This is a genomic window from Sporosarcina sp. Y1009, assembly GCF_057669865.1.
This window is the reverse complement of sequence record NZ_JBYHFO010000003.1, coordinates 191165-211824: the sequence shown is the minus strand read 5'-3', so window position 1 is coordinate 211824 and position 20660 is coordinate 191165. Positions and strand designations below refer to the sequence as shown.

The 20660-nt window shown below is 39.1% G+C and carries 19 protein-coding genes; 5 read left to right on the top strand and 14 right to left on the bottom strand.

Going from position 1 to position 20660, the window contains the following annotated elements; translation table 11 throughout:
- Window positions 1–30 precede the first annotated feature (30 nt).
- Genes pstA through AC25Y1_RS05480 form a run of 3 tightly spaced genes read right to left on the bottom strand, consistent with a single transcriptional unit; the run spans window position 31 to window position 2669 of the window.
- Window positions 31–855 (bottom strand): phosphate ABC transporter permease PstA, encoded by an 825-nt coding sequence (gene pstA / locus AC25Y1_RS05490; RefSeq protein ID WP_488146944.1) that lies wholly within the window; start codon window positions 853–855, stop codon window positions 31–33.
- A gap of 1 nt (window position 856) precedes the next feature.
- Window positions 857–1771, bottom strand: coding sequence for a phosphate ABC transporter permease subunit PstC (gene pstC / locus AC25Y1_RS05485; RefSeq protein ID WP_488146943.1), 915 nt, complete (start codon window positions 1769–1771; stop codon window positions 857–859).
- Between the two features lie 55 nt (window positions 1772–1826).
- Window positions 1827–2669, bottom strand: a complete 843-nt coding sequence (locus AC25Y1_RS05480; protein ID WP_488146942.1) for a phosphate ABC transporter substrate-binding protein — start codon at window positions 2667–2669, stop codon at window positions 1827–1829.
- A gap of 437 nt (window positions 2670–3106) precedes the next feature.
- On the opposite strand from AC25Y1_RS05480, the gene AC25Y1_RS05475 reads away from it, so the two are divergent.
- Window positions 3107–4546, top strand: coding sequence for a carbon starvation CstA family protein (locus AC25Y1_RS05475; protein ID WP_488146941.1), 1440 nt, complete (start codon window positions 3107–3109; stop codon window positions 4544–4546).
- A 162-nt stretch (window positions 4547–4708) separates the two neighbouring features.
- Here AC25Y1_RS05475 and AC25Y1_RS05470 read toward each other — a convergent pair whose 3' ends face one another.
- On the bottom strand, window positions 4709–6052 hold the full coding sequence (locus AC25Y1_RS05470) for a cyclic 2,3-diphosphoglycerate synthase (RefSeq protein ID WP_488146940.1): 1344 nt from the start codon (window positions 6050–6052) through the stop codon (window positions 4709–4711).
- 406 nt (window positions 6053–6458) lie between these two features.
- Here AC25Y1_RS05470 and pgmB point away from each other — a divergent pair, with 406 nt between their 5' ends.
- From pgmB to AC25Y1_RS05455, 3 genes are read left to right on the top strand one after another with little or no spacing between them, the layout of a single operon-like run.
- Window positions 6459–7127, top strand: coding sequence for a beta-phosphoglucomutase (gene pgmB, locus AC25Y1_RS05465; RefSeq protein WP_488146939.1), 669 nt, complete (start codon window positions 6459–6461; stop codon window positions 7125–7127).
- Window positions 7128–7868, top strand: coding sequence for a hypothetical protein (locus AC25Y1_RS05460; protein ID WP_488146938.1), 741 nt, complete (start codon window positions 7128–7130; stop codon window positions 7866–7868).
- An 18-nt stretch (window positions 7869–7886) separates the two neighbouring features.
- The gene (locus AC25Y1_RS05455; RefSeq protein ID WP_488146937.1) at window positions 7887–8876 is read left to right on the top strand and encodes a BadF/BadG/BcrA/BcrD ATPase family protein; all 990 of its coding nucleotides are present in this window, start codon (window positions 7887–7889) and stop codon (window positions 8874–8876) included.
- 217 nt (window positions 8877–9093) lie between these two features.
- Here AC25Y1_RS05455 and AC25Y1_RS05450 read toward each other — a convergent pair whose 3' ends face one another.
- Window positions 9094–9459 (bottom strand): sugar phosphate isomerase/epimerase family protein, encoded by a 366-nt coding sequence (locus AC25Y1_RS05450; protein ID WP_488146936.1) that lies wholly within the window; start codon window positions 9457–9459, stop codon window positions 9094–9096.
- 116 nt (window positions 9460–9575) lie between these two features.
- On the opposite strand from AC25Y1_RS05450, the gene rpoN reads away from it, so the two are divergent.
- A complete protein-coding gene (gene rpoN / locus AC25Y1_RS05445; protein ID WP_488146935.1) occupies window positions 9576–10880 on the top strand; it encodes an RNA polymerase factor sigma-54 in 1305 nt (434 codons plus the stop codon).
- 54 nt (window positions 10881–10934) lie between these two features.
- Here rpoN and AC25Y1_RS05440 read toward each other — a convergent pair whose 3' ends face one another.
- The 9 genes from AC25Y1_RS05440 to AC25Y1_RS05400 form a co-directional block, all read right to left on the bottom strand.
- Window positions 10935–12386 (bottom strand): CoA-acylating methylmalonate-semialdehyde dehydrogenase, encoded by a 1452-nt coding sequence (locus AC25Y1_RS05440; protein WP_488146934.1) that lies wholly within the window; start codon window positions 12384–12386, stop codon window positions 10935–10937.
- Between the two features lie 13 nt (window positions 12387–12399).
- Window positions 12400–13743, bottom strand: a complete 1344-nt coding sequence (locus tag AC25Y1_RS05435; RefSeq protein ID WP_488146933.1) for a GntP family permease — start codon at window positions 13741–13743, stop codon at window positions 12400–12402.
- A 19-nt stretch (window positions 13744–13762) separates the two neighbouring features.
- Window positions 13763–14956, bottom strand: a complete 1194-nt coding sequence (locus AC25Y1_RS05430; RefSeq protein WP_488146932.1) for an iron-containing alcohol dehydrogenase — start codon at window positions 14954–14956, stop codon at window positions 13763–13765.
- A 265-nt stretch (window positions 14957–15221) separates the two neighbouring features.
- A complete protein-coding gene (locus AC25Y1_RS05425; RefSeq protein ID WP_488147036.1) occupies window positions 15222–17009 on the bottom strand; it encodes a sigma 54-interacting transcriptional regulator in 1788 nt (595 codons plus the stop codon).
- A 174-nt stretch (window positions 17010–17183) separates the two neighbouring features.
- On the bottom strand, window positions 17184–17843 hold the full coding sequence (locus AC25Y1_RS05420) for a hypothetical protein (RefSeq protein WP_488146931.1): 660 nt from the start codon (window positions 17841–17843) through the stop codon (window positions 17184–17186).
- A gap of 33 nt (window positions 17844–17876) precedes the next feature.
- The gene (gene sipW, locus AC25Y1_RS05415) at window positions 17877–18494 is read right to left on the bottom strand and encodes a signal peptidase I SipW (RefSeq protein ID WP_488146930.1); all 618 of its coding nucleotides are present in this window, start codon (window positions 18492–18494) and stop codon (window positions 17877–17879) included.
- Entirely contained in the window at window positions 18436–19152 is a 717-nt protein-coding gene (locus AC25Y1_RS05410; protein ID WP_488146929.1) for a SipW-dependent-type signal peptide-containing protein, read from the bottom strand. Before AC25Y1_RS05410 ends, sipW begins: the two co-directional genes overlap by 59 nt.
- Before the next feature lie 156 nt (window positions 19153–19308).
- Window positions 19309–19914, bottom strand: coding sequence for a TasA family protein (locus AC25Y1_RS05405; protein WP_488146928.1), 606 nt, complete (start codon window positions 19912–19914; stop codon window positions 19309–19311).
- A 385-nt stretch (window positions 19915–20299) separates the two neighbouring features.
- Window positions 20300–20536: a hypothetical protein gene (locus tag AC25Y1_RS05400; protein WP_488146927.1), complete on the bottom strand. Its 237-nt coding sequence runs from the start codon at window positions 20534–20536 to the stop codon at window positions 20300–20302.
- Window positions 20537–20660 lie beyond the last annotated feature (124 nt).

Sequence of the window (20660 nt, the reverse complement as noted above, 5' to 3'; positions counted from 1 at the left end):
TATGTCCCGCATATAAATTCTTTACGTAAATTAATGATCTGCTTTATTGAAAAACTTGGATATAAACGTCGCTGAGAAGTTCAAAATCAAGATGATAATGATCAAGATGATTCCGACCGCAGCTGCAAGTTCAATATCTCCTGCCTCTTGTGTGACTAAATAAGAGTGAACCGTTAATGTTCTTGCAGAAGAGAATATGCTTGAAGGCATTGCTGCCACTGTACCAGCAGTTAAAAATATCGCAGCCGACTCTCCGACAATCCGGCCCATTGATAGAATGATTCCTGATAAAATTCCAGGCATCGAACTTGGTAAGATGACTTTCATAAGCGTTTGAAGTTTTGTTGTCCCTAAAGCTAAGGAACCTTCACGATATGCCTGTGGCACTGTTTTCAATGCTTCCTCTGTTGTCCGGATGACGACAGGCAAAACGATAATCGTCAAAGTAAGTGACGCAGCGATGATTGACATACCCAGTTTTAACGTTGTCACGAAGAATACCGCACCGAACAAACCATAGATGATTGACGGAATTCCTGTTAAGCTTTCTGTCGCAAAACGGATTATTCTAACAAGACGGCCTTGCTTCGCGTATTCTTGAAGATATACAGCTGCCAATATTCCAATGGGTGTCGCAATAACTAGCGAAATTACAATCGTATAGACGGTTGTCACAATCATTGGCCAAATACCGCCGCCACCTGTTGGTGAATAATCACCAAAGATAAAGTCGAAACTAATCAGACGGAACCCTTTATAAAAAATGTATCCTACGATAAGCAAAAGAATAGCTACCGTAACAAATGCAGAAAACCATAGAAATCCACGCAATAAGTTGTCTTTAAATTTTCTCATATTATTTAGCACCCCTTGAACTGATTGATGCTAATACAAAATTCAATATCAAGATAAAGGAGAACAATACAATTCCTGTTGCGAACAACATTCCTTGATGGACGCCTGCAGCATAACCCATTTCCAATGCAATATTGGTCGTTAACGGGCGGACACTATCTGTCAGGCTTGTTGGAACGATTAAACTGTTCCCTGCGACCAAAATAACCGCCATCGTTTCCCCGATGGCTCTACCTAATCCTAAGACAATGGCTGCCATAATACCAGACTTTGCTGCTGGCACGACGACTTTAAAGATTGTACCGATTTCAGAAGCACCAAGTGCCAATGAGCCTTCTCGGTATGTTTTAGGAACAGCGCGAATCGCCGTTTCAGCTACCGTAACAATTGTCGGAAGCATCATAATCGCTAAAACCAAAATAACCGCCAATAAGCTTTGTCCTTTAGCTAAGCCAAAATTTTCTTGTAATAATGGCACGATAATCGCAAGTCCAAAAACACCATATAAAACAGATGGAATTCCAGCTAGCAATTGGACAGCTGGTGAAATAATCTTTGCAACGCGTTTTGGTGCAATCTCTGATAAGAAGATCGCTGTAAACAATCCAATAGGAACTCCAATAACTAATGCACCAATTGTCGCGTAGATAGAAGCAACAATCATTGGGAATATCCCGTATTTATCCTCACTCGGCACCCAATCTGAGCCAAAGATGAATTCAAAAAAGCTGTATCCTTCTGCTAAAAACGGATGTGATCCTCTATAAAATACAAATCCGACGATTAGCAGCAAACTGAGCACTGATAGAAGTGCACAGAATAAGAAAAGCTTTGATGATAAACTTTCCATTATATATTTTCTTTTATTTGATTTACCGTTACCTATGTTTGGTTTTTCAATAGGTGGACTTGTCATGGCTACATTCCTCCAAGATTACTGATTCAAGACAGACGTAGATTTATTGATTTGATTAATTAACAGGGATAGCACCCGTTTCAATAACAACGGCTTGTCCCTCTGGACTTAATATGAAATCAATGAATTCTTGTCCTTCGTCAGTAAGACTTTCTTCTTTGTTAACGAATAAGAATGGACGTGATAATTGATAGGTTTGTTCGAGTACATTATCTGCGGTTGCCTCGATGCCGTTAATATCAATTGTTGAAACGGATTCATCGACATACTCAAAGGAAATGAAACCAACTGCGTGCTTATTCATCGCAACAGTCGTTTTGATATTACCATTTCCACTTGCAATAATGGCACTTCTGACTAATTCACCGGATGAGAAGTCAATAATTTCTTGAAATGAGTCACGCGAACCTGAGCCGTCCTCTCTGGAAACAACGACAATCTCCAAGTCTTCACCGCCAAGCTCATTCCAATTGGTCACCTCACCGGTAAATATTTTTTTAACTTGTTCCAACGTGAGATCTTTTACTTTATTTGTCGGATGTGTGACGACAACAATTCCATCGTAAGCAATAATGATTTCACTTAGCCCACTATCCAGTTCTTCTTGTTTTAAATCACGGGAAGACATACCGATTTCAGATACACCACTTATTGCATTTGTAATACCTGCTGATGATCCAATCTGGTTTATCTCTATTTTGACATTGCTGTTCTCTTCATATTTAAATGCTAATTTTTCAGCCAGTGGTCCTACTGAAGTAGACCCTGAAATAGATATTACTGAAGAATTGCCGTTTGACGATTTGGTACCTCCCTCGTCATTGTTGCCGCATGCAGTCAGGACAACTGCCAAGGATATAAAAAACAAACCTTTTGCTGCATTCTTTATAATGTTCATATTTGTACCTCCAACATAATTTGATGGGTCTTTGTAGAGTATACTGTCGAATTGTAAATATTAATAGACTTTAATTGTTAAGGTTTTGTAAATTTGCTTTAGCCAGTGTGAAATAGCTGTTTTATGCTGTTGTCTAAAACCTTGTTTATTGTTTATCTACTCAATTTAATTTCCCCTCTTTTCTGACCAATATACAGTGATGTTATCGATAAGATAAGCTTTATAGTTTTGCGGTTCAAATCGCATAAATAGACAATAAAATTGGTGGCTAGCATAAGAAATAACCTATAGTAGGTATCCCCTTTTCTATGTAATTAAATCATCTCTTCCAATTTAAATCATCGGATAATTACAACAGTTGGTACTTGTTAATTCTATTCAACAATATATACTTATCAGTATATTAATATATTTTCATACATAGAGGAGGAGCGTAAATGGCGACGTTTTTAGCATCTTTGGTCTTACTTTTTGCCGGATACGCGGTTTATTCGAGGGTCGTGGAAAAAGCGTTTAAGATTGATGACGCACGTACTACGCCTGCATATTCTGTTAATGACGGCTTGGATTATGTACCGATGAATTGGTTGAAAGGATGGTTTATTCAGTTATTAAATATCGCAGGATTGGGACCGATTTTCGGAGCCGTGGCAGGAGCGTTATATGGTCCTGTTGCATTTATTTGGATCGTCCTTGGCTCTATTTTTGCAGGGGCCGTTCACGATTATTTTTCTGGAATGCTCTCAACGAAACACGGTGGAGCACAATTCCCACAAATTGTAGGGAAATACTTAGGGAAATTCGCAAAGAATTCTGTTGTTGTTGTGTCACTAATTTTAATGATTTTAGTAACAGCGGCTTTTACAGCTGGCCCCGCACAGTTACTCGCGCAGGTCACACCACTTTCTTTCATCGCCGCAATCCTCATTATTTTCGCTTACTATTTCATCGCTGCAATTCTACCTATCAACCAAATTATCGGTAGAATTTACCCGATATTAGGAGCGGTGATTGTTTTTATGGCGGCTGCAATCGCATTCGCTTTAGTCTTTGGAGATTATACAATTCCGAACTTAACATTAAGCAATTTACATCCTGAAGAGTTGCCAATTTGGCCACTTCTCATGGTGACGATTTCCTGTGGGGCAATTTCTGGATTTCACTCCACGCAAAGTGTCATCGTATCAAGAACAATGAAGAAAGAATCGGATGGTCGTAAAATATTTTACGGTGCGATGATTGGAGAAGGCGTTATTGCATTAATATGGGCAGCAGCTGGAATGACGTTTTTTGGCGGAACAGGCGGGTTGCAAACAGCACTTGCAGCAGGAGGTCCTGCTGGCGTGGTGAACGAGATGTCGGTTTCCATGCTCGGTGGATTTGGTGGTATTTTGGCCATACTGACGGTTATTATTTTACCGGTTACGACTGGAGATACGGCACTTCGTTCTTGCAGAATGATTGTAATGGATTCTTTTTCTAAATGGATCGACCCCGAGAAGAATCGGACAGTGATTTTTACAACGACCGTACTAGCCATACCTGCATTTTCATTGTCACTGATTGATTATTCATTTTTATGGAGATATGTCGGCGGCACTAACCAACTCACTGCGGCAATTATGTTATGGGTCATCGTATCCTATTTATTAAAAGAAGGACGAGCCCACGCCCATTTGATCGCTGGGATTCCAGCAATATTCATGACAGGTGTTGTCTCAACTTATTTCTTGTATGCACCAGAAGGATTAAATTTAAATTATACAATTTCTCTCATCATCGGTGGCCTCATCACATTTGTCGTATTCGTTCATTATATTAGACAAATTATCCGCCATAAAGAGTTCGCTGCTAAAACGCTATTGGTCGAAGAGTAAATTCCAAACGCTATGCATAAAAGGGTGAGCACTGTCCAATTTCGACAATTCCACCACATAAGATAAATAAACAAGGGGATCCCGACAAAGTGTTACATAGTCGGGATCCCCTTGTTCTTTTATGCAATTAGAGTCTTTATTTCTTCCACAGCTACCTAAAAATTACTTCGCAAGTTTATGTTCTTGAATAAAACCTTTCAATATCTCGCTTAAATTCGGTGCGCCGACTTCGTCTAATTCGTAGTGTACACGTGTTGTCGGTTTATTAATCGAAATGATGCGCGTTAAATCCATTGGCGTTCCAATAATGACTGCATCACAGTCAACATTATTGATTGTTTCTTCTAGATCTTTTAATTGTTGTTCGCCGTACCCCATCGCAGGAAGGACATTCGTAATATGCGGATATTTTTCAAACGTCTCGATTAATGAACCTACCGCAAATGGGCGTGCATCTATGATTTCTGTTGCACCTAAACGTTCCGCGGCAACTGTACCTGCACCAATTTTCATTTCTCCATGCGTCAATGTTGGACCGTCTTCTACAACAAGCACACGTTTCCCAGCAATCAGTTCTGGACGATCAACTGTAATCGTTGACTCGGCTTTAATAATGATACTGTCCGGACTTGCTTTTTTAATATTGTTTTCTACAATTTGAATCGCTTCTGCTGACGCGCTATCGATTTTATTAATAATATTCACATCAGCTGTTCTTAAACAAACCTCACCAGGATAATACAATAACTCATGACCTGGACGATGTGGGTCTAAGACGTTTACCGCTAAATCAGGCTCGTAGAATGAAAAGTCATTATTTCCGCCGTCCCATAAAATCACGTCACAACCGTCTGGATCATTTTCAGCTGCCGCCAAAATATCTGCATAGTCCACACCCGCATAAATAATATTTCCACGTGTGACGTGTGGTTCGTATTCTTCCATTTCTTCAATCGTACAATTATGTTTCTTTAAGTCCTCCACCGTTGCAAAACGTTGAACACGTTGTGCGTTTAAATCGCCATAAGGCATCGGATGTCTGACTGCAACAACTTTAATATCATATTCAAGTAGTGTTTCGATAATCTTGCGAGACGTTTGACTTTTCCCTGTACCCGTTCTCACAGCACAAACAGAAATCACAGGTTTATTACTCTTAATCATTGTGCTCTTAGATCCAAGAAGCGTGAAGTTCGCGCCAGCAGCATTCACAACGGCACTCAAACTCATCACGTCTACATAATGAATATCACTATAAGATAACACGCACTCATCAACTTCTAACTCGTCGATCAACACTTCTAATTGGTCCTGTGAATAAATCGGGATACCTTCTGGATAAAGTTCCCCAGCCAATTCACTCGGATATTTACGTCCATCTATATCAGGAATTTGCGTCGCTGTAAAAGCAACTACATTACATGCCTCGTCATTTCGGTAATACGTATTAAAATTATGAAAATCCCTTCCCGCCGCACCAATAATTAATATATTTTTTTTCACCATATGTATGCCCTCCTACGATTTCAATTAATAATTATAATTATAACCTTTAATGCATTTTAATACGAGTGTTTTTATAATAAAAGATATTTCAAACTATTTATTATACAAGTTTTTTAATAGCCGATATAACAAAGAAACCTGTGTACGATGCATTTACGACAATTTAGTCCATTGAATAAAAACATAAATGAAATCCATGAACATGTTTATATAATCGAATTACTTCTACTACATTATACAATTCCAGTGTATTTTCTAAATTTTCCCTTGCACATGTAGCTAACACCGGTACCTGCCTATTGTTGTTGTTTTTTGAATTTCTTGTATAGGTGATTGGAATTCAAGTATAGTGAAGGTTAGGAAGAAAATTCTAAATTGAACAGTGAAAAAGGAGGTTTTGTTTACTTTGAAGCGTACCCTTCAAGCGGTAATTTTTGATTTAGACGGGGTGATTGTCGATACATTTGAACTTTACTATCAAGCCAATAAAATGGTTGCTGACAAATTAGGTGTTCCCTTTTCAATAGAAGATAATGAACAATTTAGAGGGATTGGTCGAAATGAAATCATTGATGCGTTGGTCAATACATCTAGTAAAACCGTCAGTCAGAAAGAAAAGGCGATACTTGCTCATGAAAAAAATCTTTATTACCAACTGTTAATCGAGAATATGAATGAACAATTCATATTACCAGGGATGAAAGAATTCATTATGGAATTAAGCAGAAATAAAATTAAAATTGGCATTGCCTCTTCTAGCACAAACGGTGAGGTAGTTTTACATAAAGTCGGACTCTTTACCTATATCGATTATATAGTTAACCCAAATACGCTATTAAAAGGGAAACCTGATCCGGAGATTTTTTTATTAGCCGCTGAAGCACTAGGTGTTTCTGAAGAGAATTGTGCCGCTATTGAAGACGGGATTGCTGGAATGAAAGCCATTCATTCGACAAAAATGTTTTCGATTGGGATAGGGAAGGATCCAATCATGGAAACGGCTGATTGGCATGTTTTGAATACTGCAGAAATAACTTTTTCCGAATTGGTTAATAGGATTGAGGAGGATCATTAGATGGATCAAAAGCAAACAGAAACTGAATTTCAATTAAAATGGTTTGACCTCGCGATAGAAGAATATAATTCGCTTAGAAATGAGTCCGCGAATTCATTAAACAACCAGCAATCCATCATTAACTACGGACTAACAGCAATCGGTGTTTTAATCGCGTTTAGTGCAAATCTATGGCTAAAGGAAAGAATTGTTGAAAGCATTTATGTTATATTTGTTCCATTTATGTGTAATTTAATCATCCTCATTTGGAACGGTGAAGTACGAAGAATGTCACGAGCTGGCCAATACATAAAACAGATAGAAGACAAAGTGCATAAAGAGTTGTCAGCAAAATCCGGGATTACTGAACGCGCATTAGATTGGGAAACATTTTTACGTAAACCAATACTCGGGAATGTTGAGGTAAAAAAAACCAACTCCAAATTTAATCGCGTGACGACATATTTCGAACAAATGTATTCCTTTTTATTTAAAAAAGATCCAGCACAAAACAGTAAATTAAAAAGCAATTATATTGCAATCATTATTATGTTCGGCGGCTTAAGCATACTCTCTCTCACTTTGGGATTTGTTCATAATTTCCTAATGGTCAAAGAAGCCACGCTCTATGGAGGGATGGAGCTTTGGTCTGCATGGTTTACAATAGATTTAACGTGGATTATCTCCTATACAGTACTCTTAATCGTGAACATCTTATGCTTTATCTATCATTATCGCTACTTTCAGCATGTTAAAAAATAAGAGATGGGAGCAATTGATATGACACAAGGGATTGTATTGGGCATCGATGGCGGCGGAACATATACCCGAGTTGTTGCTGCTGATTTTGAAGGAAGAGTCCTCGCTTTTTCCAAAAAAGGAGGCGCTCATCCAGAGAAAAACAGAAATCCAGAACAAAATGTCCAGTCCGCAATAGCCGATGCATTACTGATGGCAAATCAACCCGCAGAAGCCGTCACGTGTATTGTTGGTGGATTTGCTGGATTAAATAAACCCAATGATAAAGAATGGGCTACAGAATACGTAAAATTACCAGGGATAAATTGTCCAGTAATCATAGTGAACGATGCCGAAATCGCACAATACGGCGCATTTTTGGGGAGTCATGGTTTGTTAGCAATCGCAGGCACAGGATCGACAGTATTAGGTAAAACAGAAACCGGGCAACTATTCGTAGCGCGAGATTTCCATTATGATTCCAATGCCTCCGCAAGATATTTATCGTACGCGGCTATTTACGAAATCATTTCAAAAAATGCAGGACTGGAGGACCAACGGCTAATAAATCGCGTTTTAAACTATTGGAATGTAGTGGATATTGAGGGATTAAGGTTAATCGCTTCAAACGGATTTTCCACCAATCCGATACAGGCAATCCAAAAGCTTAGCCAAATGGGGCCAATCGTAACAGATGAAGCAATTATAGGTAGCGAAATTGCGAAACATTCCTGTGAAAAAGTAGCGAAATCATTAGTAACGGGAATTGAGCTGGTTTCATCAAATTTTTCAACTACCACCGTACCACTAGCACTCGTAGGCGGCGTCGCCAATCAACCTTACATAAAGGCGTTATTACAAGAAGAGCTAAATTCTAGCAAAACCCAAAAAACAATCACATTTACCGAAACAAAATTATCCCCGACACTTGGTGCGGTATTGTACGCTTATATAGAAGCGTTAGGAATAGGAAAAGATCAAAAATTAGTAAATCAGCTTATGTTGTCAGAACAAAGTCGTGACTTTAACTAGGTTGTGATTGAAAAATAGGTAAGCTATGCAAGGTTCAATTATGATAAAAAACACAAAAGGAGCCCCATTAGGTATTAATCTAATCGGACTCCTTTTTCGGTTTATGCAATTGGATTGTATTTACCAAAGCACTTAAAATACGCGTTTTGTTTGGAGTAGTTCTTTACCCTCTCTTAACTTGTCCAAGGGGATGTTTGGACTGTATTCTAAGATAAATTCACAATTGATTTCTTGTGTTCTTGAATGGTACTAAATATAGCTGCCATTCCATTTTGCCTTCTCCGATAGGAAGATGGTCGTCGTTGATGCCGTTGTTGTCGTAAAGGTGAATGGCTAACAAGCGATGTTTTGTCTCTGTCAGGAGTTTAGGAATGTCCCATCTATTTAAATAAGCATGGCCCACTTCTATTAAATCGCCAATTGACTCATCGTCTTCGAAATATTCATCTAGGAAGCTTGTGAATTCTGCTTGTGTAAAAATAGATGTCCCGTTATAGCCGACATTCTCTATGACGAGTTTCACATGATTTTCTTGTGCAAATTTACTTAATAGCTGATTGGATTTCTTTTTACGAATCTGCAATTATAGTTTGTTTTCAAATCAGTTTCTTGCATAGACCCAAAAAGTGATTGTGTTATAATAGTAAGTAATTGTAATTGCGCAAACATTAGCTTCATAATTGCTAGGAGGAGGAATACTTGGAACTTGTTCTCCAACAGAAACAAACATTAAATCTAACGATGACCGTTGAATTAAGACAAGCTATTGAACTATTAAAGTATTCTACTTATGAACTTTATGAATATATAAAAGAAGCAGAGCTCGAAAACCCATTAATTCAATTAGAGGAACACGCGCAAGATCATCTTTATGAGGAAAGATCAAGAAATACAATAGCTAGGGGTACTTCTGAACCGCTAACAGATCAGATAAAAAGTGATGATATCGATATGCGGAGTCAATTAGTTGAGCAAGCAATGCTTTTATTTAGGGATTCTCGAGATCAAAAACTTGTTCGATTCATACTTTATAATATAGACGATAATGGTTATTTGCAGATTACAGAAAATGACTTCCCCTCACATGAAGAATTTGACATGGAGGAAATTACGCGTGGCATACATCTTCTTCAGCAAATTGGCCCAATTGGTATAGGTGCCCGAGATTTAGAAGAATGCTTACTTTTACAAATCGCATATGAATACCCAGGGCGGAAATTGGCAGAATCTTTAATTAAATATAATCTGGACTTACTAGCCAATCGCAAATGGAATGAAATCGCTTCTATCATGGAAATTTCACTAGAGACAGTAAAAGAAATAACCGACTTTATTAAAACTTTAAATCCAAGGCCTTGCGCTTCTTTAGCTGATTTTTCAGTGGAATATTTGAATCCTGATATTATTGTAGAATATAAGGATAAGGGCCTTTCATTTTATTTAAATGATCGTTATTTACCTACAATTCATGTTGCGAACAACTACACGAATGCACTTACTTCAAACGATGAAACGTCAAAATATATTCAAAAGAAACTGGCCAATTATAATTGGTTAATCAGCAGCATCGAACAACGTCGTCAAACGATTATTAAAATTATGAAGGTCATTATTCAGAAACAAGAAGCCTTTTTCACGGATGGTTTCATCGCATTAAAACCACTTACATTAAAGGAAGTAGCCGATGAAATTGATATGCACGAATCAACAGTTAGCCGCGCAACAACCAATAAAGTCATTCAAACACCGAAGGGTTCATTTGATTTACGCCTGTTTTTCACTTCAAAGCTGGAAACAGGAGACGGTGATGACATTTCTCAGACGACATTGAAAGCGCTTCTAGAAAGAATTGTTGAAAATGAAAACAAGCAAAAACCACTATCCGATCAAAACATAGCCGATCATTTTAAATCGGAAAACAACATTATAATTTCAAGACGCACGATTAGTAAGTACCGAGAAGAACTCAACATCCCCTCATCGCGAATGCGAAAAGAAATCTAAAAAGGCTGCTAGGAAGAGAATTACCCTTCCTTGCAGCCTTTTATCTAGCTTATTTTACGACCAACGAGATGTTATCATTTTTCTTCTTGTATAAAACTCGACACCATCTGATCCATTCGCATGCAAATCGCCGTAGAATGAGTTTTTCCATCCTGAGAATGGGAAGAATGCCATTGGTGCAGGAACGCCTAAGTTAACACCAAGCATTCCAACTTCAATGTTTTCACGGAAGTATCGAACGCTATGTCCGCTTTGTGTAAATAAGCATGCGCCGTTTCCGAAATCGGATTTATTCGTTAGCTCAATTGCTTCTTCAAGCGTTGCAACACGAACAATCGATAAGACTGGAGCGAAAATCTCTTCTTTCCAAATTCTCATTTCCGTTGTTACATTATCGAAAATAGTTGGCCCAATAAAGTAGCCCTCTCCTGTCATACACTCATCTTCTCGTCCATCACGTAAGAGTTTTGCGCCTTCTTCTAGACCAATCTCAATATAATTCGCTGTTTTTTCTTTGTGCTCTGGACGAATAACTGGTCCAAGGAATACACCATCGTCCATTCCGTTACCGATTTTAAGGCCATCAGCAGCTTCCATTAATTTATCAATGAGTGGATCTGCAACCTCGCCCACCGCAACAACGACTGCACAAGCCATACATCTTTCGCCTGCTGAACCATAAGCTGCGCCGATAATTTCTTTAACAGAAGCATCTAAATCAGCATCTGGCATAACGATTGAGTGATTTTTTGCACCTGCTAATGCTTGTACACGTTTACCATAGCTAGCACCTGTTTTGTAGACGTATTCCGCGACTGGCTCTGATCCTACGAATGAAATAGCTGGAATATCTTTATGCTCAAGAATGCTATTGACAACGTCATGTGCACCGTGAACAATATTAAATACGCCGTCCGGAAGACCTGCTTCTTGGAATAATTCCGCCAAGCGATTAGCCAAAAGTGGTGTTCTTTCTGATGGCTTCAAAATAAATGTGTTCCCCATTGCAATCGCCAGTGGGAACATCCAACAAGGGACCATCATCGGGAAGTTAAACGGTGTAATTCCACCCACCACACCAACAGGATAACGGTACATTCCTGACTCAATATTCGTTGCGATATCAGGCAATTGTTTCCCCATCATTAGTGACGGTGCACCTGCCGCAAATTCAACACACTCAATACCACGTTGTACTTCACCGCGAGCTTCATTGAAACTCTTCCCATTTTCAATGGTAATTAATTTAGCAAGTTCGTCCCAATTGTCGACTAGAAGCTGTTGATATTTAAATAAGATTCGTGCTCTTCTTGGTACAGCTGTTTTACTCCATGTACGGTACGCAACTGACGCGGCCTCAACTGCATCGTTTACATCAGCCGCAGTTGAAATTGGAACTTCCGCTAATATTTCACCTGTTGCTGGATTTGGTACTGGATCATACTTCTCTGTTTTTGCCTCTACCCATACACCGTTAATAAAGTTTTTCAATATATTTTTCGTCATTGTTTATTCCTCCTCAAAATATTGTATATAAGAATACAGCTAAGAACATGACAATCGTTGGAATGATTACACTTAATATAAAGATTGGTCCATATGCTCGTTTATGTGTTTCTCCACTAATCGCTCGAATTGTCGTCACGACATATCCGTTATGTGGGAGTGAGTCCAGACCACCTGATGCAAGCGTTGAAACTCGGTGCATAGATCCCGGATCAATTCCCTGAGCCATATATATTGGTGCTAAGATTGGTAATGCGATACCAAGACCACCAGAAGCAGATCCTGTTATCCCACAAATTAAGGTAACTGCAATCGCAAGTCCCAACATAGGTGGACCTGGAATACTCATGAGTGCATCTATTACACTATCAAATGCATTTACTTGAGCGGCAACGCTACCAAACCCGACAACCGCACATGTATTGGCCGCCGCAACTAATGCATCTTGCGCCCCTTGAGCCAATGCATCCCAGAAATGCTTCAAATATTTAGCCATCAACACACTAGCTAGGAAAATACCACTTGATAACGAGATAAGTGCCGCTGCCGTTGAAGACATAAAGTTCGCCATAATATTTAATATGGCAATGACAGAAATGAGCGGTAATACGGCGAGCAGTATTGGTGGAAGTGCCCCATTATTAACTTTCACGCCATTTTCTTTATCTGCTTTTTCCTTTTCTTTCTTTTCATCTTCTCTTCTCTGAGATTGAGCTGGTAACGAGAAGATTTCCCCATTTGCTGTTGCTTTTCTAACCATACGCCCCAGGTATAAACCACCAGCTGTCATAATTATGAGGGCCATAAGTACGCCGATCAACCCACCAGCTGTTGGCTTCGTTCCGAAAAATTGAGTCGGTATAAGGTTTTGAATTTCCGGTGATCCTGGTGCTGTCATTGTAAATGAAATCGAGCCGAATACTAAAGCCGCTGGAATAAAACGGTGAGGTAAATTCGCTCTTTTAAACAACGAGACTGCAATTGGATAAACCGAAAATCCGACAACAAACAGACTAACCCCACCATAAGTCATAATGGCAGCAGCGGCAACAACTGCGAATACTGCTCTAGCATGACCCAGTTTATCGGTTACCCACTTCGCTATACTATCGGCAGCTTTGGTGCCTTCCATTATCTTACCAAAGATTGCGCCTAATAGAAATATTAGGAACCAACTAGCAAAATAGCCTGTGAAACCCGTCATATAGTGTTCAGTCATTGCAACCTCAAGGTTAATACCCCCAGTTATAGCAACAACAACTGCACTAATAATCGCGCCAATGATAATGTTAACGCCCTTCATCGTTAAGAACATCAATAACGCAAGAGATCCAATTAAACCAATCATACCTAACATAATTTCACCCCATATCTAGTTAATAGACATTGCTCCCTGAAAATTGATAATCGTAGCAGGTTTGGTATAATTCTTCGATTTCTTGTTGATTCGGAACTCGAGGATTATTACCAGGGCTACCACTATTTAAAGCATCTACTGACATTTTACTGAGAACGCTTTCAAATTTGTCTTGTTCAATTCCCCAGGATCTTAAATTAGGAATCTTAAGATCTAAACAAAGATTTCTAATTTGCTCTACTGCAAATTCAGATGCCTCATCGTTATCCATTTGTAATGCTTCTTCGGAAAAAATACGCCCGATGACTGCAAGCCTTTCCGTACATGCCACACGACTAAATTCTAGAACTGCGGGAAGTAGCATTGCATTCGATTCACCATGCGGGACATTAAAGAGTGCACCAATTGGTCTAGACATGCCGTGAACAAGGCCAACAGACGCATTCGTAAATGCCATTCCTGCATACATGGACCCAATTGACATGCCTTCTCTTGCATCGATATCTTTTGGATTGTTATAAGCTTGCTTTAAGTTCTTGACGATTAATGTAATTGCGGAGAGTGCAAGTGTGTCTGTTAACGGTTGTGCCTTTTTAGATAAATAGGCTTCCACAGCATGACATAAAGCATCCACGCCCGTAGCTGCTGTTACTTTAGCAGGGGAAGACATCGTTAAGAATGGATCCACAATCGCAACTGCCGGCATAAAGGCCGGTTGCTTTATCATCATTTTTTCATCACTACTTAAATTCGTAATCACCGTGACATCTGTTACCTCTGATCCAGTTCCAGCTGTCGTAGGAATTGCGATATGGGGAACAGATGGATTTGTGGCCATCTTTTTCCCACCCATATAATCCCCTATGTATCCACCGTTTGTTGCCACAACAGCCACTGCTTTTGCCGTATCAATACAACTACCTCCACCAAGTGAAAGAATGACATCGCAGTTATTGTCATCGAATATAGCTAACGCTTCGTCTACATACTTGTCGCATGGTTCCGATTTCACGCCTATATACGCGACACATTCAATGTTTTCCGATTCTAAAAGTTGTACACATTGATCCAAATACCCAAGGCCTTCCATAATTCCGTCACTTACAATTAAAGCTTTTTTTCCTCGGAGAGCTGTTTCTGAACCTACCCGATTAAATGCATCTCGCCCGTATACCGTTAATTGTGGCGATCTGAAAAGCTTATAATTTTCCATTTCCATCACTCCATTCTCTTCACACTACTTAAATGCAAGAAGCATGCCAACTAATTTTAAATAGCCATTTTCAGATGAAAATAAAGGTGATTTAGTCATATTAAAAGGGCCTACTTCCTTTATTGACGGCAAGTAGGCCATTTATTTTTTAAAATATTAATCTTTTCATTTGTTATTATCTATGTAAATGAACCTCAATCTTATCCTACAAATATGTAGTGTGTTCACTACAACATCCTACACATTGTAGTGATGACACTACATATTAGTAGATGTTGTAATTTTTCAATCGCTGATATAATGTCGTTCTATGAATACCAAGTTTAATCGCCGCTTTTGACTTATTTCCACCAACTTCTTTTAATGTTTGTAAAATAAGTTGTTTTTCAGCTTCTTCCCCTACTGATTTTGCCTGTTCGATTAACGTCAGATTCGTCCCGTCATCCATTGATTGCTCCCGCATCACTCTGGGTAAATCGCTACTATCAATCATTACCTGATCACTCATGATGACAGTTTGTTCAATGGTGTTCACGAGTTCTCTGATATTTCCTTTCCATTGATGATTAGCTAAAGATGACACGGCAGCTGAAGTAAACTGTTTTTTCTCGATGTTGTATTTCTCACATATTTCTTTCAAAAAATAGGCTAATAATATAGGGATATCTTCTTTTCGTTCACGTAAAGGCGGCAAATGCAAACGGATAATATTTAATCGGTAATACAAATCCTCTCTAAATGTTCCGTCCTCAACCATCTGTTCAAGATTCCGATTCGTTGCGGCAATCACACGAACATCCACGTGATATTTTGTCACGCCCCCTACTCTTTCTGCTTCTCTTTCCTGCAAGACACGTAGTAACTTTGTTTGTAGTAAGAGAGATAACTCTCCGATTTCATCCAGAAAGATCGTCCCATTTTGCGCCAGTTCAAACTTCCCTGGTTTCCCTTCTTTTTTAGCACCCGTAAACGCACCCCCTTCATAACCAAAGAGTTCTGACTCAAATAAGTTTTCAGGGATCGCCCCACAATTCACGCTGATGAATGGACCATTATAATAGGGACTCAAATGATGAATACTCTTAGCAAACACTTCTTTCCCGGTACCACTTTCCCCGGAAATGAGAATCGTAGCCGCCGTTCTTGCAGCCTTTCGCGCTAATCGTTTTGCCTGCAATACACTTTCACTCGTTCCAATAATTTGATCCATCGTTATACGACTATCTTCTGCTATTTCAGTCGTTATCATTTTTCTTTCGGCCGAATTTTTCATTTTTTCACTTTGTAGCCTCTCAATAATTTCATAAACCTCTGAGACACCTTCAAAAATCAGCATACCAATCGCGCCAACAACTTTTCCATTTTTCCAAAGTGGTATTCTGTGGACAACCATAGGCTGTCCCTGAATCACTTGGAGTACCCCTCGGTCTGGAATAGCCGTCTTCACTGTGATATGAAGATTTGTATTTTCAATCACCTCCGTTACATGTCGACCAATCGCATCTTCACTTTTCACACCTGTAAAGCGGCTGTACGCTTCGTTAAACTCCAATAAAACCCCGTTCTCATCTACAACTGCAATTCCTTCATACGCTTTTTCCAAAATAACACTCAGCACATCAGCTTTATTCTCGGCTTGCTCTAATTTATAAATATACTTCGAAAACCCATCCAGGATGTCCTGATTCGTCAAAATACCAACGAGTTGCCCACTGTCATCCACTACCAAAAACTGTTTATGAGGAATCTTAAAGACATCCATTAAATTAGCATCTTGTTTAATAAGCACTAAATCACGAACTCGAACACTACTCCTAATTTCCTCATCCGGATTCCCATGGAGAAATAAGTTCATGATTTTCTTCAAAGTGACCAAACCTACTGGATGCCCGAACTCATCCACGACAGGCAGACAATTTATATCAAACTTTTCTATCATGATCGCGGCTTCCCTATAGGTTTTTCCAACCTCGATGACATGTGGAAAAGGCGTCATCCAATGTCCAGCACTCAGCATGTCATCTTTCTTTTCATCAACTACTTCATTTAGCATTTCCATTCCTCACCCTAACTCCCTTAGACTCAATTGTTCTATGTTGATTCTATATTACCATAATTCAAGAAACAGAGATAATTAGAAAATCCAAATAAATACGTTGCACGGTGCAATAAAAACGCAAAAAATCCAATCAAGTGTTAGTTGATTGGATTCTACTTCACGATTATCTTATACCGTTTTTTCCCGTTTATAATGCTTCACAATCATCAATACAATACCAGCTGCGATTAAGGCTGTGCCGAATAATAGTAGTGTGAATAGACTTGTTGCGGTGTCTGGTAGGGTGAAGCCGGATGATGCTGGATTGTTACTGCCGATTTTCCCATTTGCGACGGCTCGATCTGCTGTTCCTCTTTCTTTTCCTTCGGCGATAAAAACTAAAGCAAATGACGAATCCATTCCTTGAAACTCATTCCCCAGATGCTCTGGGAAACGAATTGTAATGTCTAAATTCTCCTTGCTGTCACTTACGAGTTCACGTGTGACGATTGAATTAAATTCAGCTAATTTACCGTTGTACAACTCATTGGCATCCACTTTTATTTCTAACAACATTTCATTAAACAGTTTGGTATCCCCGTTGTTTTGCAGCTCCATTTGATAGAAAAAATCTTTACTTCCGGAATTTTTGACCGTAATCGTCCGGGGCGCCCAGTCGCCAGGCTTCATATTACTGATATTAAATAAATTATCAGTTGGTGAAAGTGTGATGTCTATTTCATTCTGTTCCACACCATCTTCATCGTTTGCAAGGACACTAATTGCAGGTAAGAAACATATTCCGCTAATCAATAAAAGAAGCGGGAAGAGCCGAAACAGCTTGGTCATGAATTTGCCTCCTTTTATTGCTTAGCAATTGGTTTAAGATGTACTTTTCTCTCCATCTCCGCCCAAAATATCCGATTGATTTTTCTGAGGCAGTTCGAGTTGTGACAATGCCCGCCAGATTGTAAAAGCTGAGTAAATCAGCAATAAAAAGCCGGGAATTAATAATAGAAATGCACCATTTTTCGATTGGGAGAAGTTAACAAAGTATCCGACGTAAGGAATGGTAAACCCTGTGTACGCCGCAACTACATTCGTAGCTAAAACCGGATTCATATCCACAGCATTATTGTTATCACCTTTTGTCCGGTAAAGTACAGAATCTCCACTTCCGACAACTTCGGTAATCCTATGGGTAATCAAAATCTGCTCTTCTGCCAGGAATGTTATAACGTCGCCTTCTTTGAAGTTTGTTTTATCCACGGCCTCTTTTACGGTAATAATCGAACCCGTTTGGATTCCTGGTTCCATGGATCCCGACAAAACTGTTTTTATTTGGTAACCGAAGAGTTGTGGCTCTCCGCCAGAAGCTTTCGTGATAACTACAACAGACGCCACAGTAATTAACAAAACCATCAGTATGGTGGAAACGATGTTATTCATTATCTTCATTATTTTTTTCGTCTTCTTCTTCCTGATTTTCTTCGTTTTCATGATGATCCCCCTCTACTTCCCCTGTTTTCCCTATTTGTTTATCATTCATTTCGTTTTCTTCCTCAGCAACATCTTCTTGTTCTTCATCTTCTATAGGAGCATTATCCTCGAATTCATTTTCGTTTTCTGGAGGTGTTTGATCTTCCTCTTCAGGATTTTGTTGTTCTTCCTCTTGACCTGCATCTGAATCGACTGTGTCTTCATCTATATTCGTTTCATCACTATCTGTTTCAGCCGGCTCACTATCTTCTTCAACTTCTATATCGTCTTCTACAATAGGCTCTTCTTCCATTTCTTCGCAGTCAACATCATCGCCTGATTCCACATTTTCCTCACTGCATACATTCGTCTCATCTTCCCATGTACCGGCAGTAATCGTCTGCTCTACTGTCGACTGACTGCTGTAAAAGGCTGATGTGTTGGACGTCAGGTAACTGGTACCGAAGATGAGCAAATAACAGATGAGTGCCATTTTGATCACTATGAAAAGACCCTGTTTATCTGATTTCCTATATCGACGCCTCCGCTTTTTTCTCAACTCGATTCTGGTAGTGATCCCTTGGGAGACATTCAAATAACACGTATGCGCCATTTCAATTACTAAGAAAAGACTCTGCTTCCCCTTATCCCTGTATCTGCGCCCCCGCTTTTTTTCCAACCCGATTCCACCTTTCAATTTCTTATCTTACTTTCATTAAATATATTCCTCAAAACACAAGTTCAGTTATGTGTTGAGAAATATATGTAAGTTGAACACTGGGGTTCTGGTGAAATAAAAGTAAGGAGGAGAAGTGCTCTCCTCCCTTGGTATTTTTTATCTAAATGTCCCAAGTGTCTGTTTTGCATCAAATGTCCAGTTAAGCTTTAGAGTATCTCCCTGGAAAACGTTTTGATCTTCATTTTTGTATTCAAATTCGAACAGAACATGAAGTTTATCGGATGTGCCTGCCTTTAGTCCGCTACGTTCTCCGCCAAGAATTGCTCCAATTATATCTCTAGCAACAGCGTCTGTTTCACTAAGATCCTTTAAAGTAGTTTCCCAGATAACATCAGACCTTTTGTCCTCATTGACAAGGAACTTAACCTTAATATGTTCACCAAAGTCGTCTGTGACGGCATTATCACCATGATAGTCAGAAACCGTATAACTTGATGTCAACAATACCTTGGATACATCCAAGCTACCAGTGTTATTTAGGTTAAATGTACGCAACATATGATCCCCAGGTTTTAGATTACTAACATTGATAATTGCATTGTCTGCATCGTTACCTGCAACATTAATATCCAAAGTACCAGCTGCAAAAGTGCTTTGATTCACTTCCACATCATTAAAATAAGCATACGTTCCTCCACCGATCATACTTACAGCCAATGCCCCAGTTGCGATACCCATTGCCAATTTCTTTTTTAGACTCATTATAAAATTCCTCCTAATAGTTGTTTTTAGTTTTATTCCTTGCACTTATGAGTACCGTGTTCAAGCTTTTGGTAATGAAACCTAGTTCATTCCTCATTTTCATAGCTAGATAACTTTGTTTATCTGCTAATGTTGCAACATCTGATAAACTGGTTCCTCTTCCCTATCAGAAAACCGGCTGACCACGCATTACATTTTTCTTTCTCAGCCTGAAATATTGATAAAAGAAGCAGAATGCCGTGATTTAGATAGTTCTTCTATAGATAAGTGCTGGCGATCTCCTCCTTGAAACTTCTTTTTTCTCACTATGAAAATGGAACTACGTTTAGTATAGACCTAGCAAAAGAATCAAACCTCCCTCTAACGGGTGAAATCGCATTCTACTTTAGAGTGATCTTGATGGTAGACTTTCGTGTAAGTCATTCTTATATAAGAAAAGAGCAACCCACCAAGAGTTGCTCTCCCCATCTTTACTATTCCCGCAACTATATTCGACTTTCCCTCGTTCCGCTTTTCTACTATTCAGCCAATCTAATCCAAATAGGACGCCTACTATAACTACCCCCGCGATATCTGTATACGTTTCTGGGATAATCATTAACATTGCGCCTGCAACTGCCATATCACTTGCTTCAGGTCTATAAGATCTCTTTTTTCACCAAATCTATTTAAGCGACTAAATGCACACTGCACACCTCACTCCAAAAATACTACAATAATTCAACTTTCACCCCATCAAAATTGAA